A 14,768-nucleotide genomic window follows, 5' to 3' on the forward strand; every position below is an offset into this window, starting at 1 on the left:
CGTCAAACCTTCGATTTGAGTTTGAAGCCTGAAGCTTGAAGCCCGGCGATTCGCTCTGACTTCCGGCTTCCAGCTTCCAGCTCTGGTTAATTCAGCTGTTCCACACGAATCCGCACGACCTTGTCGACCACATCATCGAGCGTCTCGAGTGCCGATATGGCTTCATCGATGCGCTGCTCTACCACACGATGGGTCACTAGAATGACCGGCACTAGCCCGTCATGGACTTCCGCTTCCTTCTGCATGATCGATTCGATATTGATGCCGCGCTCGGACAGGATGGTCGCGACCTGGGCCAGCACGCCTGGATGATCCTTGGCCTGGATGCGCAGATAGTAGGCGCTCTCGCAGGCGGTGACCGGCAGGATCGGATGAGCCGACAGGGAATCGGGCTGGAACGCCAGGTGCGGCACGCGGTTGTTCGGGTCGGTGGTCAGCGCTCGCGCCACGTCCACCAGGTCGGCCACCACTGCCGAGGCGGTTGGCTCCATGCCGGCGCCTGCACCGTAATAAAGCGTCGAGCCCACCGCATCACCGTTGACCATCACCGCATTCATCACGCCATTGACGTTGGCGATCAGGCGATCAGCGGGGATCAGCGTCGGATGCACGCGCAGTTCGATACCAGCGTCGGTCCGGCGCGCGACGCCCAGGTGCTTGATGCGATAGCCCAGCGCCTCAGCGTAGTTCACGTCGGCTGTAGTCAGACGCGAAATGCCCTCGGTATAAGCCTTGTCGAACTGCAGTGGGATGCCGAAGGCGATGGAGGCGAGGATGGTCAGCTTGTGCGCGGCATCGATGCCTTCTACGTCGAAGGTCGGGTCGGCCTCAGCGTAACCCAGCGCCTGCGCTTCCTTGAGCACATCCTCGAAGGCCCGGCCCTTCTCGCGCATCTCGGTGAGAATGAAGTTGCCGGTGCCATTGATGATACCGGCCAGCCAGTTGATACGGTTGGCCGCCAGACCTTCGCGGATCGCCTTGATTACCGGAATGCCGCCCGCAACCGAAGCCTCGAAGGCGACAATGACTCCCTGCTCGCGGGCACGGGCGAAGATCTCGTTGCCATGCACGGCGATCAGCGCCTTGTTGGCCGTGACCACGTGCTTGCCGTTCTCGATGGCCTTGAGCACCAGTTCGAGCGCCAGGGTGTAGCCGCCGATCAGCTCGACGACGATGTCGATTTCAGGATTGTTGGCGACGGCGAAAACATCGTCGGTAATGGAAATGGATCCGGTGTCGCACTTGGGGTTGACCTGCCGGGTCGCAATCTGCGCAACCTCGATTCCACGCCCGGCACGGCGGGCAATCTCCTCGGCGTTGCGCTTGAGCACATTGAAGGTTCCGCCACCGACGGTTCCCAGCCCACAGATGCCAACTTTCACCGGTTTCAAGCTGCACTCCCCATTCCCAGCGAACGGCCGGATGCACCAGCCGAACAAAAGAGTCGCACATTACGAATCGGCGGGGTTTTAGTCAAATCGCTGCGCGAGCGGCGGGTTGGCGACGCGCTAGTCTTTTACCCCATCCAAGCCCAGGCGCTCATGCCACTGAGCCAGCGACTCGTCTGGATAGTCGGCGAAACACCTGTCGGTATCGAACACCTGCGGTTCGACCCAGCTCGCCTTCGAGTCAAGCATCAGGTGAGTATGCTCGGGGGGCGTGGGAAGATCGGTGTCGATAGCCGATGCATGGGGGTGCACCAGCTCCGGCCAGTTGGGATCCCACAACCAGAGCGCGCTGCCGCAGTGCTTGCAGAAATGACGCTCACCGTCGCTGACACGAACTGCACCGGACTGCGGATCGGCCATGCGCGCCCGATAGACGCTCAGGTGCTCGCGCCCTTCGACGTTCAGCGTACGGTGATCGCCGCCCAGGTTGATCGCATAGCCGCCACCACCTGCCGTCTTGCGACAGATGGAGCAGTAGCAGCGCATGAATGGGTAAGGCGTAGCCGACTCCAGCGAGAAACGCACGGCTTTGCAGTGACAGGAACCTTCAAGCTTCATGATCGCGCCCTCCGTCGGTATTGCAGACTTTGAGCGCTGGGAGCGAGACAGTTCAGTTTGGGCCGACGGACGTCGCCAGGAAGACGCCGCCTCGTGCGATCACTTGGCCTTGAGAGCGATTTCAGCCAACTGGGGCGCTGGCTGGTAGCCGGGAATGATCTGCCCATCGGCGAGCACGATGGCCGGCGTGCCCTGCACACCTATGAGCTGGCCCAGCTCGTACTGCTCGGCGATCGGATTGTCACAGGTGGCTGCGGGAAGCTCCTGACGGGCCTTGGCCTTGTTCATCGCCTCTTGCGGGTCCTTGGCGCACCAGACGCTGGTCAGCGTATTGGCGCCGTGGCTACCCATTCCCTGGCGCGGAAACGCCATGTATCGAACTTCCACTCCCAGACGGTTCAGTTCCGGCACTTCGCTATGCAGCTTCTGGCAGTAGCCGCAATCGGTGTCGGTGAACACCGTGATGTGGGTCTTGGGTTTTTCCGGCGCGAAGATCACCATCTCATTGAGCGGAATCGCATCGATGGCTGCGGCGACCGACTGGCTCTGAGCCTGTTCGGTGAGATTCCGCGCCTGACCATCCTTGAACTGAAACAGATAGCCCTGAATGATGAACTGCCCATCGGCGCTGGCATACAGTTGGCGACCGCCCTTGAGCTGCACTTGGTAGACACCGGGCATGGGGCTTTCGGCGATGGCCTCGATCGGCATATCGGGCTGGATGGACTGCAACGACTGACGGATCGCCTTGTCCGGATCGGCAGCCATGGAAAAGGAACTGGCCAGGCCCAAAGCCACGGCAGCGAACAGACGAATCACGCGCATGGAAACTCCTGGCGACATCGATAAAGGGGGTGGGCGCGAAGATTATCATAGCCACCATCCAAGCAACTGCCGGGACGGTCTTGCATGGTGGGTTTGTGGGCTACAGCGCACCTCGATAGTGGCCGCTGACTCAACAAGCTCGGCATACACGTTGTGCTCAAACATTCAATTCGACCAGCAGATAGGGACTTCATTCGACCGATGTTCGCATGCTACTGCCCCCTTACTCGAGTCCGATCAGCCTCGCGGATGATGGCGGGCGTGCAACTCCTGCAGGCGTGCACGGGCGACATGGGTATAGATCTGGGTGGTCGACAGATCGCTGTGACCCAGCAGCATCTGTACGGTGCGCAGGTCAGCACCATGGTTGAGTAAATGCGTGGCGAACGCATGGCGCAGCGTATGCGGAGATATCGCCGCGCTGATACCTGCCACCGAGGCATGCAGTTTGATCCGGTGCCAAAAGGTCTGACGAGTCATCTGAGTGCCACGCTGGCTTGGAAACACCACATCGCTTGGCTTGTCGCCCAGCAACAGGCCACGAGCCTGACGAAGGTAACGCTCGATCCAGTGCAAGGCCTCTTCTCCCAGCGGCACCAGACGCTCTTTGTTGCCCTTGCCGAGAGTCCGTAGCACCCCCTGACGCAGGTTGATCTGGTCGAGGCTCAGCGAAATCAGCTCGGTCACCCGCAGCCCGCAGGCATAAAGCACTTCCAGCATCGCCCGATCACGCAAGCCGAGAGGGTCGCCAAGATCCGGGGCGGCCAACAACGCTTCGACATCCGCCTCAGACAGCGTCTTGGGCAAGGGTTGCCCCAGCTGCGGCAGATCGACCTGCAAGGTCGGATCGACACTGATCGATCCCTCGCTCAGCAGAAAACGATAAAAGCTACGTAGGCCAGATAGAAAGCGCGCGGTGGAGCGCGCCTTGTAGCCGCTGGCCTGACGCCAGGCGAGATGATCGAGAATGATCACGCGCCCGGCATCTTCCAGCTTCAGGTCACGCTCGGCCAGCCAGCCGTTGAACAGCGCCAGGTCACTGCGATAGGCATCCCGCGTGTTGTCCGACAGTCCCTTCTGCAGCCACAAGGCATCCAGAAAACGGTCAATTACAGGAGCATCCAAGGCAGGCATGGCAGTATCCGAAAGACTCGACGCGGCAGTGTTTCACAAGGCGCCAGCAAACAGCCAGCGTGATCAGACGTGATCAGGCAGTACCGGCACCGGCCGGTTGTCTTCGCCCACTGCGACGAAGCTGAAGGTGCCCTTGATGGCCAACTCGCGTCCGTCGTGATACATGCTCTCGACGAACACCTCGACGTCCACTTTCAGGCTGGTATTGCCCACTTTAACCACGCGACCAATCAGCTCGACGATGGAACCGGCGGGAATCGGATGATTGAAATCGATTCGATCGGAAGACACGGTAACCAGTGGCAGCCGGCAGAAGCGTGTCGCAGTAATGAACGAAACCTCGTCCAGCCAGGCCAGTGCGGTGCCGCCGAACAAAGTGTTGTGATGATTGGTGGTCGGTGGGAACACCGCCTTGGTCACATGCGTGACGGACAGATCGGTACGACGCTGAACTTCAATATCTCTTGGGGTCATGCCACTTCTCGCAAGTAGTGTGGCCACCGTGCTGCGAATCTTGTCTTTGTTTTCACGCTACCAGGCACGCTGGCAGGGAACGGAATCAGGGTTTAACGAAACTTCAAAAAATCGCAATAACGAAAAAGCAGCCCGAAGGCTGCTTTTTCTTACAAGGAGCGCAGTCCTCAGGACAGCTTTTCCTTGATACGGGCTGCCTTGCCGGACAGCGCGCGGAGGTAGTACAGCTTGGCCTTGCGAACATCGCCGCGGCGCTTGACGCTGAGACTGTCAACCATCGGGCTGTAGGTCTGGAAGGTACGCTCCACACCCACACCGTTGGAGATCTTGCGCACGGTGAAGGCACTGTTCAGACCGCGGTTACGCTTGCCGATCACGACGCCTTCGAAGGCCTGCAGACGCTCACGCTCGCCTTCCTTTACCTTGACCTGAACGATCACGGTGTCGCCGGGGGCGAACGGAGGCAGTTCTTTGGTCATCTGCTCGGCTTCGATCGCCTGGATAATCTTGTTGGTCATGCTGTGTGCTCCTGAGACAAGCCCTTGTAGCCTGCCATCGATACGTTAACTATCGTCCCGCTGATGGATGTATTCCTTCAGCAGTTTCTGTTCTTCTCCAGAAAGCGAGCGGCCATCCAGAAGATCGGCACGGCGTTCCCAGGTCCTTCCGAGGGACTGCTGCAAACGCCAGCGCCGGATGTGTTCGTGATTGCCGCTGAGCAGCACCTCTGGAACACGTTTATCCGCATACACTTCCGGTCGCGTGTAATGCGGGCAGTCGAGCAAGCCGTCGCTAAACGAATCCTCCTCGGCAGAATCAGCATGACCCAGCGCTCCAGGAAGCAATCGGGTCACCGCATCGATCAGCACCATAGCCGGCAGTTCGCCGCCGGACAGCACGTAATCGCCAATCGACCATTCTTCGTCGACATGCGTTTCGATAAAACGCTCGTCGATACCTTCGTAGCGCCCGGCGATGAGGATAAGCCCCTCCTCCCTCGCCAGTTCACGGACATCGGTCTGTTTCAGCTGACGTCCTTGCGGCGAAAGGTAGATCACCTTCGCCTTCTCGCCGGCGGCCTGCCTGGCATCTGCCAAGGCAAGCTCCAGCGGCTTGATCTTCATCACCATGCCGGGGCCACCACCGAAAGGGCGATCATCCACCGTCTGGTGGCGATCTTCGGTATAGGCACGCGGGTTCCAGCATCGCAGCTGGAGCAACCCCTGCTTCACCGCGCGACTGGTAATACCGTAGTCACGGATGGCAGCGAACATGTCTGGAAAAAGACTGATCACTTCAACACGAAAGCTGGACATGTCGCTCAGAAATCCGCGTCCCATTCGACATGCATCTCGCCTGCGTCCAGATCGACCTTCAGCACGCAAGGGTCGGTATAGGGCAGCAGCCGCTCACGATCATCCAGGCTGCCATCAAACGGCTTGACCACCAGGACATCGTTGGCACCGGTTTCGAGCAGATGGTCAACCCGTCCGAGCACTTGCCCGAGCTGGTTGATGACCTTCAGGCCCTGAAGCTGATACCAGTAGTATTCCTCTCCGGTCAGTGGCGGAAGCTCACTACGAGGAATGCAGATCTCGAAGTCGGCGTAGGTTCGCGCAACTTCCCGATCGGTCAACCCTCTCAGCGTAGCCACCAGGATTTTGCCCTGGAGACGCCCACTAACCAGCTCGACCTGCTTGACCTCGTCACCTCGCCTGAGCGTCCAGCGACGGTAATCCAGCAGATTGTCGATCGGATCGGTAAAGGAATAGACCTTTACGTCACCACGCACGCCATGCACCGAAACGACTTTGCCGATTACGATCAGATCTTCGGCCGGGGCAGACGTTGCGTTCATGCGATTCAGGCAGCGGCCTTGGCAGCTTCCTTCAGCAGCTGAGCAACGCGCTCAGACGGCTGTGCGCCCTGGCTCAGCCAGTAAGCGGCACGCTCCTGGTTTACAGACAGCTTCACTTCCGCACCCGAAGCGATCGGGTTGAAGAAACCGATACGCTCAACGAAGCGACCGTCGCGCGCATTGCGGCTGTTGGTCACGGTCAGGTGGTAGAAAGGGCGCTTCTTGGAGCCGCCACGGGCGAGACGAATAGTTACCATGTGAACATCGTTCCTGTAGTCGGTGCTAACTTAAGGCACACACTTAAAATGGGCCTGGGCCCGAAAGGCCGCGCATTTTACGAGTAAAAGCAGCAAGCTTCAAGCCGCAAGCTACAAGTAAATGCAAAACCCGAACGCGCCGGATCATTTACTCATGGCCTGACAGCCCGGGGCTTGCAGCTGTCGTTCAGAATTTCGGCATCCCGCCGCCGGGGAACATGCCGCCCATGCCGCGCATCATCTTGGCCATGCCGCCCTTGCCGGTGACCTTCTTCATCATCTTCTGCATCTGCTTGTGCTGCTTGATCAGCCGCCCGATGTCCTGCACTTGCGTGCCCGACCCCATGGCGATGCGGCGCTTGCGCGAGCCGCTGATGATGTCGGGGTTGCGACGCTCGACGGGCGTCATCGAGTTGATGATGGCTTCCATCTGTTTGAACTGCTTTTCCGCAGCGCCCTGGGCGTTACCCATCTGAGATAGATTCATGCCACCGATCGAGGGCAGCTTGTCCATCAGCCCGCCTAGGCCACCCATGTTCTTCATCTGCTGCAGCTGGTCGCGGAAGTCTTCGAGGTCGAACCCCTTGCCCTTCTTCAGCTTCTTGGTGAGTTTCTCGGCCTTCTCGCGGTCGAGGGTCTGCTCGGCCTGCTCGATCAGGCTGAGCACGTCGCCCATGCCGAGAATGCGCGAAGCGATGCGATCCGGATGGAAGGGTTCGAGCGCATCGCTCTTCTCGCCCATGCCGAGGAACTTGATCGGCTTGCCGGTAATGTGACGCACCGACAACGCGGCGCCACCACGAGCATCACCATCGACCTTGGTCAGCACCACGCCGGTCAGCGGCAATGCTTCACCGAAGGCGCGGGCTGTGTTCGCGGCGTCCTGACCGGTCATGGCGTCGACCACGAACAGCGTCTCAGCCGGGTTGATGGCGGCATGCACGGCCTGGATCTCAGCCATCATCTCGGCATCGATGGCCAGGCGACCGGCGGTATCCACCAGCACCACGTCGATGAACTTCAGCTTGGCTTCGCGGATCGCCGCCTGGGCGATCTCTACCGGCTTCTGGCTGGTGTCGGAAGGGAAAAAGGTCACCCCGACTTCAGCGGCCAGGGTCTCGAGCTGCTTGATTGCCGCGGGACGGTAGACGTCGGCAGACACCACCAGTACGGATTTCTTCTTACGCTCCTTGAGGAAACGCGCAAGTTTGCCCACCGTAGTGGTCTTGCCCGCACCCTGCAACCCGGCCATCAACACTACGGCGGGCGGCGCCACGCTCAGTACCAGATCTTCGTTGGCCGCCCCCATCAGCTCTTCCAGCTCGGCGCGGACGATCTTCACGAATGCCTGGCCCGGGGTCAGGCTCTTCGATACTTCCGTTCCGACAGCCCGATCCTTGACCTTGGCGACGAAATCCTTGACTACCGGCAGTGCGACGTCAGCTTCGAGCAGCGCCATCCGCACTTCACGCAGGGTGTCCTTGATATTGTCCTCGGTCAGCTTGGCCTTGCCGGTAACATGGCGAAGCGTCTGGGAGAGGCGGTCGGTTAGGTTTTCAAACATGTGCCGTTTCCACGCTGGATGTGGTTAAGGCAGCGATTATAGAAGCTGCAAGCCTCGGGCCGGTACCCCGCCGACCGTGCTTTTCATCGCCACAGGCCAACCAGCGCCAATAACTGGGCACCGCATCATCCGATAACACGCCCACACACCGAGCCACGCGGCACCATACCGCTCGCCTGCACGCTTTTTTGCGCTGAGTGTTTATGCCACACTCAGCGCCTTTCGAGCCTGTTAACAGACCTATGCACCCTCTGCTACCGAGCCTAGCTGCCGCCTGCCTTTATGCTGGCGTCACCGGATACCAAGGCCTACGCCTGGCGCAACGCACCGTGCCGAATAAGCGCCTGCTTATCGTCCTGGGCGCCTTGGCGCTCGTTGCGCACGGGGTGAGCCTGTTCATCCAACTGCTGTCGCCGAGCGGACTGCACCTGGATTTCTTCACGGCCTCGAGCCTGATTGCCGCAGCCGTGATTCTCCTGATTCTGCTCGCGCTTCATCGCATGCCAGTCGAGAATCTTCTGCTGCTTCTTTTTCCGCTCGGTTGTCTGACAGTGCTTTTCGCCCAGTTCGCGCCGTCCGGCACCGCGCCGGCCATCAGCGAGGAGCCTGGGATACTGGCACATATCCTGTTTTCCATTCTTGCTTACGGGATGCTTACGATTGCGGTCTTTCAGTCACTGCTGCTGCTCCTGCAGGACCACCACCTCAAGCACAAACACCCGTCCGGCCTGATCAAGAACTTCCCGCCTCTACAAACCATGGAGAGCCTGCTGTTCGGCTTCCTCCTCGCCGGCTGGCTGCTGCTATCGGCATCGCTGATTTCCGGCTGGCTGTTCCTCGACAATCTGTTTGCCCAGCATCTGGTGCATAAAACACTGCTATCAGTCATCGCTTGGGTAATCTTCGGCCTGTTGCTGTGGGGGCGCCATCAGCTTGGCTGGCGCGGCTATAAGGCCATTCGCTGGACGCTGGCGGGCTTCTGTCTGCTGATGTTGGCCTATTTCGGCAGCAAGCTGGTCCGCGAATTCATCCTGCACATCTAGGGCCACCACGTGGAAAATCTACATCCCGGCTTTCTGGTTGGCCTGCTGGTCTTCCTGCTTTTGTGCTCAGCCTTTTTTTCAAGTTCCGAAACCGGAATGCTCAGCCTCAACCGCTATCGCTTGCGCCATCAGGCAAAAGAAGGTCACTCCGGAGCCAAACGAGCCATCGAATTGCTGTCCAGGCCCGACCGCCTGCTGGGCACCATTCTCGTAGGTAACAATTTCGTCAATATCCTCGCTTCTTCGATCGCGACAGTTCTGGCGATGCAATTATGGGGCGAGGCCGGGATTGCCATTGCCACCATCGGCCTGACAATCATCTTGTTGATCTTTGGTGAGATCACGCCCAAGACGCTAGCGGCCCTGCGCCCAGAGGTGGTCGCCTATCCAGTCAGCCTGCCGTTGATGCTGCTACAGAAGGTGCTGTATCCGCTGGTCGCACTGCTCGGCTGGATCAGCAATGGACTGCTCAAGCTGCTCGGTGTGGACCCGTCCAAGAAAGGCACCGATAGCCTGTCCACCGAAGAGCTACGCAGCGTGGTGCGTGAATCCGGCAGCGATCTGCCGCTGAATCGACAGAACATGCTGCTCGGCATTCTCGACCTCGAACGGGTGACTGTCGATGACATCATGATCCCGCGCAACGAAGTCGCCGGCATTGATCTTGAGGATGACTTGGAAACCATCGTTGGCCAGTTACGCACCACACCGCACACCCGCCTGCCAGTGTTTCGCAAGGACATCAACCAGATCGAAGGCATCGTGCACATGCGGCAGATCGCCCGCCTGCTCAGTCACGACCAACTGACCAAGGACAACCTGCTCGAAGCCTGCAACGAGCCCTATTTCGTCCCCGAAAATACCCCGCTCTCTACCCAGTTGCTCAATTTTCAAAAACAAAAGCGCCGCATCGGCATCGTGGTGGATGAATATGGCGATGTACTGGGGATCGTTACCCTGGAAGATATTCTCGAAGAGATCGTTGGCGAGTTCAGCAACCAGGATGCCTTGCGCAGCCCGGATATACACCCCCAGGACGATGGCACCTTGGTGATAGACGGCGCCGCCTATCTACGCGAAGTAAACCGAGCGCTGAGCTGGCAGTTACCCTGCGACGGACCGAAGACGCTTAACGGATTGATTACCGAAGCGCTTGAGCATATTCCAGATAGCGGTATCTGCCTGCAGATCAAGCAGTATCGATTCGAAGTCTTGCAGGCCGCAGACAATCGCGTCAAAAGCGTGCGCGCCTGGGTGGCCGAAGATATTCAGGAAGAACCGAGCGACACGCCATAATTCGTTGCGGCGCCCGGTCCCGCCTGAGTTTCAGAATTCGATATCGATAGCCGAGGCCACCCGCATCGCCTTGGCACGCGCAGCCTCGATCGACATGTCGCGAGCCAGCGCCACTCCCATTCGCCGCTGCCCGCTGACGCCCGGTTTGCCGAACAGACGCAGTGCGGTATCTGGCTCGGCCATCGCGGCGGCCAGATTGCCGAAGCTCACCTGCTCGGACTCACCCTCCACCAGCACTACGGCCGAAGCCGATGGTCCGAACTGACGGATCGCCGGAATCGGTAGCCCAAGGATCGCCCGGGCATGCAGCGCAAACTCGGAAAGATCCTGGGAGACAAGGGTCACTAGGCCCGTATCGTGCGGCCTGGGTGAAACCTCGCAAAACCAGACCTTGTCACCCTTGATGAAAAGTTCGACACCGAAAATACCGCGTCCACCCAGCGCGTCGGTGACCGCCAGCGCAATGCGTTCAGCCTCGGCCAGTGCGCCTGCAGTCATCGGCTGCGGCTGCCAGGATTCCTGATAATCACCCTTTTCCTGACGATGCCCAACCGGCTGGCAGAAGGTGGTTCCATCTGCATGCCGAACGGTCAGCAGCGTGATTTCATAGTCGAAATCGACGAAACCTTCGACGATCACCCGCCCTTTCCCGGCTCGACCGCCAGCTTGCGCATAGTCCCAGGCCGTGACGATATCGGCTTCACTTCGCAGGACCGATTGCCCCTTGCCGGACGAACTCATGACAGGCTTGATCAGGCAGGGGAAGCCGAGCAAGGAAGCCGCCGCGCGACATTCCTCCAGCGAGTCGGCGAAACGGTACGGCGAAGTCGGCAGACCAAGCTCCTCAGCAGCCAGGCGGCGAATACCTTCGCGGTTCATGGTGAGCTGCGCGGCCCGCGCGGTAGGGATGACCGTATAACCTTCGCGCTCCAGCTCCACCAGCGTCGCGGTGGCGATCGCTTCGATTTCCGGCACGATGAAATGTGGCCTTTCCTGCTCGATGATCGCCCTCAGCGCAGCGCCGTCGAGCATATCGACGACATGATGACGATGCGCCACCTGCATGGCCGGAGCGTTGGCGTAACGGTCCACCGCAATGACTTCCACGCCCAGGCGTTGAAGCTCGATGACCAGCTCCTTGCCGAGCTCACCAGAGCCACAGAGCAGCACACGGGTTGCGCTGGCCGACAGCGGAGTACCTATTCGGGGCATGGAAGTCCTCGTTATGCAGACACTAATAAAGTCGCGCCGACGCGTTGCGCTTCGGCGTCAGAACAGCAGGCCGCTGACGCGTGCCCGCTCGTGACAACGCAGCAGCACCTGCCGCCGCTCCGGATTGCCCATCTGGCTCCAGCGGCGGATTTCGTCGATGCTGCGCTGGCAGCCGGTGCAGAAATCGTCTTCGTCCAGCGCGCAGATGCTGACGCAAGGAGACGCAACCGGCTTATCGTCAGCAATCAATCGTCTTGCTCCGCCAGATCTTGCGCGTAGCGCTGGGCGTTGTGTACGTAATGCGCAGCGCTCGCTTCGAGCATCTTCTTCTGCTGTTCGGTCAGCTCGCGAACCACTTTGCCGGGCGACCCCACCACCAGCGAGCCATCGGGGATTTCCTTACCTTCGGCAATCAGTGTGTTGGCGCCGATGATGCAGTACTTGCCGATCTTCGCCCCGTTGAGGATCACCGCGTTGATCCCGACCAGGCTGTAATCGCCGACAGTACAGCCGTGCAGCATGGCGTTGTGCCCAACGGTGACGCCGGTTCCCAGCGTCAGCGGATAGCCCATGTCGGTGTGCATGACACTGCCGTCCTGCACGTTGCTGTTTTCGCCGACATGGATCAGTTCGTTGTCGCCACGCAGCACCGCACCGAACCAGACGTTGGCCCCTGCATCAAGGCGGATCTTGCCGACCAGAGTAGCGTTTGGTGCGACCCAGCTCTCGGGATGGGTTTCGACGCGGGAATCACCCAGGCGATATTTCACGGTCATGACCTCTTCTGGCTCAAATCGATATAAGAAGCGGGAGGGCTGTGCATTTCGATCCCGGCGTCGTATACCAGGTTAACCAGCTCGACGATCATGATGGCCGTCAATCCCCAGATTTTGTATTCGCCATAGTGGTAAGACGGGACGTACCAGGCAACACCCTGGTAATCGATTCGGTGGGTCACCTCCCGCGCGTCCTGGCAGAAAAAGTCCAGTGGCACGGAAAACACCGAGGCAATCTCAGCATCGTTGGCGCGGTATTCGACATAGTCCGGCACGATGCCGACATAAGGCGTGACGTGGATACCATGCAGCGATACGAGGCTGCTCAGCGGTCCGACGATTTCTACTATCCCCGGAGCCAGGCCAACTTCTTCCTCGGCTTCGCGCAATGCGGTATGGACTAGATCTTGATCTTCGGGATCACGCCGGCCACCGGGAAATGCCACCTCGCCGCCATGAGTGGATAGACCACTGGCGCGCAGGGTCAGGACCAGCTCCGGCGAATCGCCACGTGTGATGGGCATCAAGACCGCCGCTTCGGGCATCCGGCCTTCCGGCTCCAGAAGATGCGGGGAATAGTCACGCACCCGTTGGAGTATTTTGTCCAGCATGAAACGTCTCTTTCCGTCTTTGGCAAGCATCATGGCATGAATCACCGAGGCGCCCAAGACAGGCGCAACCAAAACCATGCTCGACGGCAATCGGCAGTGGCACGAATGGACTTCTCACGACAAACTAGTTCTGAGCGGTAGCTCGTGCGTGTTCGACCAAGGCTGTAACGATGATCCGTAGACCGAAGGAAGCGCGATGAAATACTGCAGCCAATGCGGCAGCACAATCACAGAACAAATACCTGACGGAGATAACCGAATCCGCTTCGTCTGTGCAGCCTGTGACACGATTCACTACCAGAACCCACGGATCGTTGCCGGTTGCCTGCCCGTCTGGGGCGACTCTATATTGCTCTGTCGGCGCGCAATCGAGCCACGGCGTGGCTATTGGACATTGCCGGCCGGCTTCATGGAAAACGGCGAAACCATGCAGCAGGCAGCAGAGCGAGAAACGTTGGAAGAAGCCTGCGCCAGAGTTACGGGCCTGCGTCTCTATACGCTGTTCGACCTGCCGCACATCAACCAGGTCTACACGTTCTTTCGCGCCGAGCTGCTCGATGATCGATTCTGTGCAGGAGACGAGAGTCTCGAGGTCAAGCTTTTCAGCCAGGCCGAGATCCCTTGGTCAGAGCTGGCTTTCCCGACCGTGGGCCGTACCCTAGAATACTTTTTCGCCGACCGGGTGCAGCAGACCTTCCCGGTGCGCAACGAAGCCATCGCACCTATACCGATGGCGCGCAGACAGGTCTGATGTCGTAAGGATTCAGGAACGCCTCATGCGCTGGCTGTTAGCGATCGTCTGCTTCACCTTTGCCACTCTTTCCCATGCCACCGCTGCGCCAGTCTTCGATGCCTCGTTTATCGACAAGGTGCTGGTGGTCAAATCGGAACGCCAGCTGCACTTGATCAGCCGGGGCGTGACGATGAAAAGCTATCGCGTCTCGCTGGGGAAACAGCCCGGTCCCAAGCAGCGCGAAGGCGATCAGCGAACGCCGGAAGGGTTGTACTGGATCAATTGGCGCAAAACGTCCGACAAGTACAACCTGGCGATGCACATCTCCTACCCGAACGCCAGGGATTTGGCCCGCGCCCGTGCCGAGGGCGCGCGACCAGGCAGCATGATCATGCTTCATGGCACGCCGCTGGATGAGGAATACCCCGAGTGGTTTTTCCATACCCTTGACTGGACCGAGGGCTGCATCGCGCTGAAGAACGACGACATGCGTGAGATATGGAATCTGGTGAAAGACGGCACGCTGATCGAGATTCGTCCGTAGGCCAGTCGAAACTCCGACGCTGCTTCGTCTTCTCAGAAAACCATATCCGACAACCGCCAGACCTCGAACGCAGGCGTTTCATAAGGATGCGCACGCTTGAGCGCCTTGACGCTGTCGTGGATCAATTCGTCGGCGACTACCAGTTCCACCTTCCACTCGGCAACCGGCTGCACCTGGCCCTGCTGCCCGAGGAACGGCTGGCTGCCTTCCAGCGGTCGATACTGGCCGTGCCCGAGCACCTGCCAGCAGCAATGGTCATAAGCCCCGATGCGACCGCCGCCCGCTGCGAAAACCGCTTCCTTGACTTCGCCCAGATGGCTTTCGGGAACATAGAAACACAGCTTGTACATCAGCCTCTCCGGAACCAGGGGCGGAACAGATGCCCGCTTACAAAACCAATTTGCCAGAAGCCGAAACATCAAGCACTGCTACCGA

19 protein-coding genes are annotated in these 14,768 nt (G+C 59.4%); 4 read left to right on the forward strand and 15 right to left on the reverse strand.

Annotated features, from left to right (window positions below; genetic code table 11):
* Positions 1 to 86: 86 nt before the first annotated feature.
* The 10 genes from GYM54_RS08265 to ffh form a co-directional block, all read right to left on the reverse strand.
* The gene (locus tag GYM54_RS08265; RefSeq protein WP_181100510.1) at positions 87 to 1,391 is read right to left on the reverse strand and encodes a homoserine dehydrogenase; all 1,305 of its coding nucleotides are present in this window, start codon (positions 1,389 to 1,391) and stop codon (positions 87 to 89) included.
* A gap of 117 nt (positions 1,392 to 1,508) precedes the next feature.
* Positions 1,509 to 2,006 (reverse strand): GFA family protein, encoded by a 498-nt coding sequence (locus GYM54_RS08270; protein WP_181100507.1) that lies wholly within the window; start codon positions 2,004 to 2,006, stop codon positions 1,509 to 1,511.
* Positions 2,007 to 2,105: 99 nt separating this feature from the next.
* Positions 2,106 to 2,831, reverse strand: coding sequence for a thioredoxin fold domain-containing protein (locus tag GYM54_RS08275; protein ID WP_181100505.1), 726 nt, complete (start codon positions 2,829 to 2,831; stop codon positions 2,106 to 2,108).
* Between the two features lie 237 nt (positions 2,832 to 3,068).
* Positions 3,069 to 3,965 carry a site-specific tyrosine recombinase XerD gene (gene xerD / locus GYM54_RS08280; RefSeq protein WP_181100504.1) on the reverse strand — a complete coding sequence of 299 codons (897 nt, stop codon included), beginning with the start codon at positions 3,963 to 3,965 and terminating at the stop codon, positions 3,069 to 3,071.
* A 63-nt stretch (positions 3,966 to 4,028) separates the two neighbouring features.
* Positions 4,029 to 4,439: an acyl-CoA thioesterase gene (locus GYM54_RS08285; protein WP_131650667.1), complete on the reverse strand. Its 411-nt coding sequence runs from the start codon at positions 4,437 to 4,439 to the stop codon at positions 4,029 to 4,031.
* A 167-nt stretch (positions 4,440 to 4,606) separates the two neighbouring features.
* The gene (gene rplS, locus GYM54_RS08290; protein WP_131650668.1) at positions 4,607 to 4,957 is read right to left on the reverse strand and encodes a 50S ribosomal protein L19; all 351 of its coding nucleotides are present in this window, start codon (positions 4,955 to 4,957) and stop codon (positions 4,607 to 4,609) included.
* Between the two features lie 45 nt (positions 4,958 to 5,002).
* Positions 5,003 to 5,755, reverse strand: coding sequence for a tRNA (guanosine(37)-N1)-methyltransferase TrmD (gene trmD, locus GYM54_RS08295; protein ID WP_181100503.1), 753 nt, complete (start codon positions 5,753 to 5,755; stop codon positions 5,003 to 5,005).
* Positions 5,756 to 5,760: 5 nt separating this feature from the next.
* On the reverse strand, positions 5,761 to 6,297 hold the full coding sequence (gene rimM, locus GYM54_RS08300) for a ribosome maturation factor RimM (RefSeq protein WP_181100502.1): 537 nt from the start codon (positions 6,295 to 6,297) through the stop codon (positions 5,761 to 5,763).
* A 5-nt stretch (positions 6,298 to 6,302) separates the two neighbouring features.
* Positions 6,303 to 6,554, reverse strand: coding sequence for a 30S ribosomal protein S16 (rpsP, locus tag GYM54_RS08305; RefSeq protein WP_009867795.1), 252 nt, complete (start codon positions 6,552 to 6,554; stop codon positions 6,303 to 6,305).
* 187 nt (positions 6,555 to 6,741) lie between these two features.
* A complete protein-coding gene (gene ffh / locus GYM54_RS08310; protein WP_181100499.1) occupies positions 6,742 to 8,118 on the reverse strand; it encodes a signal recognition particle protein in 1,377 nt (458 codons plus the stop codon).
* Between the two features lie 242 nt (positions 8,119 to 8,360).
* On the opposite strand from ffh, the gene GYM54_RS08315 reads away from it, so the two are divergent.
* Both GYM54_RS08315 and GYM54_RS08320 read left to right on the forward strand, forming a co-directional pair.
* Positions 8,361 to 9,161, forward strand: a complete 801-nt coding sequence (locus tag GYM54_RS08315; RefSeq protein WP_131650672.1) for an inner membrane protein YpjD — start codon at positions 8,361 to 8,363, stop codon at positions 9,159 to 9,161.
* Between the two features lie 9 nt (positions 9,162 to 9,170).
* Positions 9,171 to 10,457 (forward strand): HlyC/CorC family transporter, encoded by a 1,287-nt coding sequence (locus GYM54_RS08320; RefSeq protein WP_181100496.1) that lies wholly within the window; start codon positions 9,171 to 9,173, stop codon positions 10,455 to 10,457.
* A 30-nt stretch (positions 10,458 to 10,487) separates the two neighbouring features.
* On the opposite strand, the gene purT is transcribed toward GYM54_RS08320, so the two are convergent.
* From purT to GYM54_RS08340, 4 genes are read right to left on the reverse strand one after another with little or no spacing between them, the layout of a single operon-like run.
* The gene (purT, locus tag GYM54_RS08325; protein WP_181100493.1) at positions 10,488 to 11,669 is read right to left on the reverse strand and encodes a formate-dependent phosphoribosylglycinamide formyltransferase; all 1,182 of its coding nucleotides are present in this window, start codon (positions 11,667 to 11,669) and stop codon (positions 10,488 to 10,490) included.
* A gap of 57 nt (positions 11,670 to 11,726) precedes the next feature.
* Positions 11,727 to 11,918, reverse strand: a complete 192-nt coding sequence (locus GYM54_RS08330; protein WP_131650675.1) for a DUF1289 domain-containing protein — start codon at positions 11,916 to 11,918, stop codon at positions 11,727 to 11,729.
* On the reverse strand, positions 11,915 to 12,439 hold the full coding sequence (locus tag GYM54_RS08335) for a gamma carbonic anhydrase family protein (protein ID WP_181101459.1): 525 nt from the start codon (positions 12,437 to 12,439) through the stop codon (positions 11,915 to 11,917). Before GYM54_RS08335 ends, GYM54_RS08330 begins: the two co-directional genes overlap by 4 nt.
* A 2-nt stretch (positions 12,440 to 12,441) precedes the next feature.
* Positions 12,442 to 13,056 carry a CoA pyrophosphatase gene (locus tag GYM54_RS08340; protein ID WP_181100492.1) on the reverse strand — a complete coding sequence of 205 codons (615 nt, stop codon included), beginning with the start codon at positions 13,054 to 13,056 and terminating at the stop codon, positions 12,442 to 12,444.
* Positions 13,057 to 13,252: 196 nt separating this feature from the next.
* On the opposite strand from GYM54_RS08340, the gene GYM54_RS08345 reads away from it, so the two are divergent.
* Together GYM54_RS08345 and GYM54_RS08350 are read left to right on the forward strand one after the other, a co-directional pair.
* Positions 13,253 to 13,807 (forward strand): NUDIX hydrolase, encoded by a 555-nt coding sequence (locus tag GYM54_RS08345; protein WP_181100491.1) that lies wholly within the window; start codon positions 13,253 to 13,255, stop codon positions 13,805 to 13,807.
* Positions 13,808 to 13,832: 25 nt separating this feature from the next.
* Positions 13,833 to 14,333, forward strand: a complete 501-nt coding sequence (locus tag GYM54_RS08350; RefSeq protein WP_181100490.1) for a murein L,D-transpeptidase family protein — start codon at positions 13,833 to 13,835, stop codon at positions 14,331 to 14,333.
* 32 nt (positions 14,334 to 14,365) lie between these two features.
* Here the strand turns inward: GYM54_RS08350 and GYM54_RS08355 are convergent, their stop codons facing one another.
* Positions 14,366 to 14,683, reverse strand: coding sequence for a YqfO family protein (locus tag GYM54_RS08355; RefSeq protein ID WP_131650682.1), 318 nt, complete (start codon positions 14,681 to 14,683; stop codon positions 14,366 to 14,368).
* Positions 14,684 to 14,768 lie beyond the last annotated feature (85 nt).

The sequence above is a fragment of the Pseudomonas sp. MTM4 genome (assembly GCF_019355055.1).
Taxonomy (GTDB): domain Bacteria; phylum Pseudomonadota; class Gammaproteobacteria; order Pseudomonadales; family Pseudomonadaceae; genus Stutzerimonas.

Bases quoted from the DNA above. Each gene is read 5' to 3' on its own strand.
- GYM54_RS08275 (WP_181100505.1), bottom strand. From the start codon at position 2,831: ATGCGCGTGATTCGTCTGTTCGCTGCCGTGGCTTTGGGCCTGGCCAGT.
- GYM54_RS08340 (WP_181100492.1), bottom strand. From the start codon at position 13,056: ATGCTGGACAAAATACTCCAACGGGTGCGTGACTATTCCCCGCATCTT.
- rimM (WP_181100502.1), bottom strand. From the start codon at position 6,297: ATGAACGCAACGTCTGCCCCGGCCGAAGATCTGATCGTAATCGGCAAA.
- rplS (WP_131650668.1), bottom strand. From the start codon at position 4,957: ATGACCAACAAGATTATCCAGGCGATCGAAGCCGAGCAGATGACCAAA.
- GYM54_RS08355 (WP_131650682.1), bottom strand. From the start codon at position 14,683: ATGTACAAGCTGTGTTTCTATGTTCCCGAAAGCCATCTGGGCGAAGTC.
- purT (WP_181100493.1), bottom strand. From the start codon at position 11,669: ATGCCCCGAATAGGTACTCCGCTGTCGGCCAGCGCAACCCGTGTGCTG.
- xerD (WP_181100504.1), bottom strand. From the start codon at position 3,965: ATGCCTGCCTTGGATGCTCCTGTAATTGACCGTTTTCTGGATGCCTTG.
- GYM54_RS08270 (WP_181100507.1), bottom strand. From the start codon at position 2,006: ATGAAGCTTGAAGGTTCCTGTCACTGCAAAGCCGTGCGTTTCTCGCTG.
- GYM54_RS08285 (WP_131650667.1), bottom strand. From the start codon at position 4,439: ATGACCCCAAGAGATATTGAAGTTCAGCGTCGTACCGATCTGTCCGTC.
- ffh (WP_181100499.1), bottom strand. From the start codon at position 8,118: ATGTTTGAAAACCTAACCGACCGCCTCTCCCAGACGCTTCGCCATGTT.
- rpsP (WP_009867795.1), bottom strand. From the start codon at position 6,554: ATGGTAACTATTCGTCTCGCCCGTGGCGGCTCCAAGAAGCGCCCTTTC.
- GYM54_RS08315 (WP_131650672.1), top strand. From the start codon at position 8,361: ATGCACCCTCTGCTACCGAGCCTAGCTGCCGCCTGCCTTTATGCTGGC.
- GYM54_RS08350 (WP_181100490.1), top strand. From the start codon at position 13,833: ATGCGCTGGCTGTTAGCGATCGTCTGCTTCACCTTTGCCACTCTTTCC.
- GYM54_RS08345 (WP_181100491.1), top strand. From the start codon at position 13,253: ATGAAATACTGCAGCCAATGCGGCAGCACAATCACAGAACAAATACCT.
- trmD (WP_181100503.1), bottom strand. From the start codon at position 5,755: ATGTCCAGCTTTCGTGTTGAAGTGATCAGTCTTTTTCCAGACATGTTC.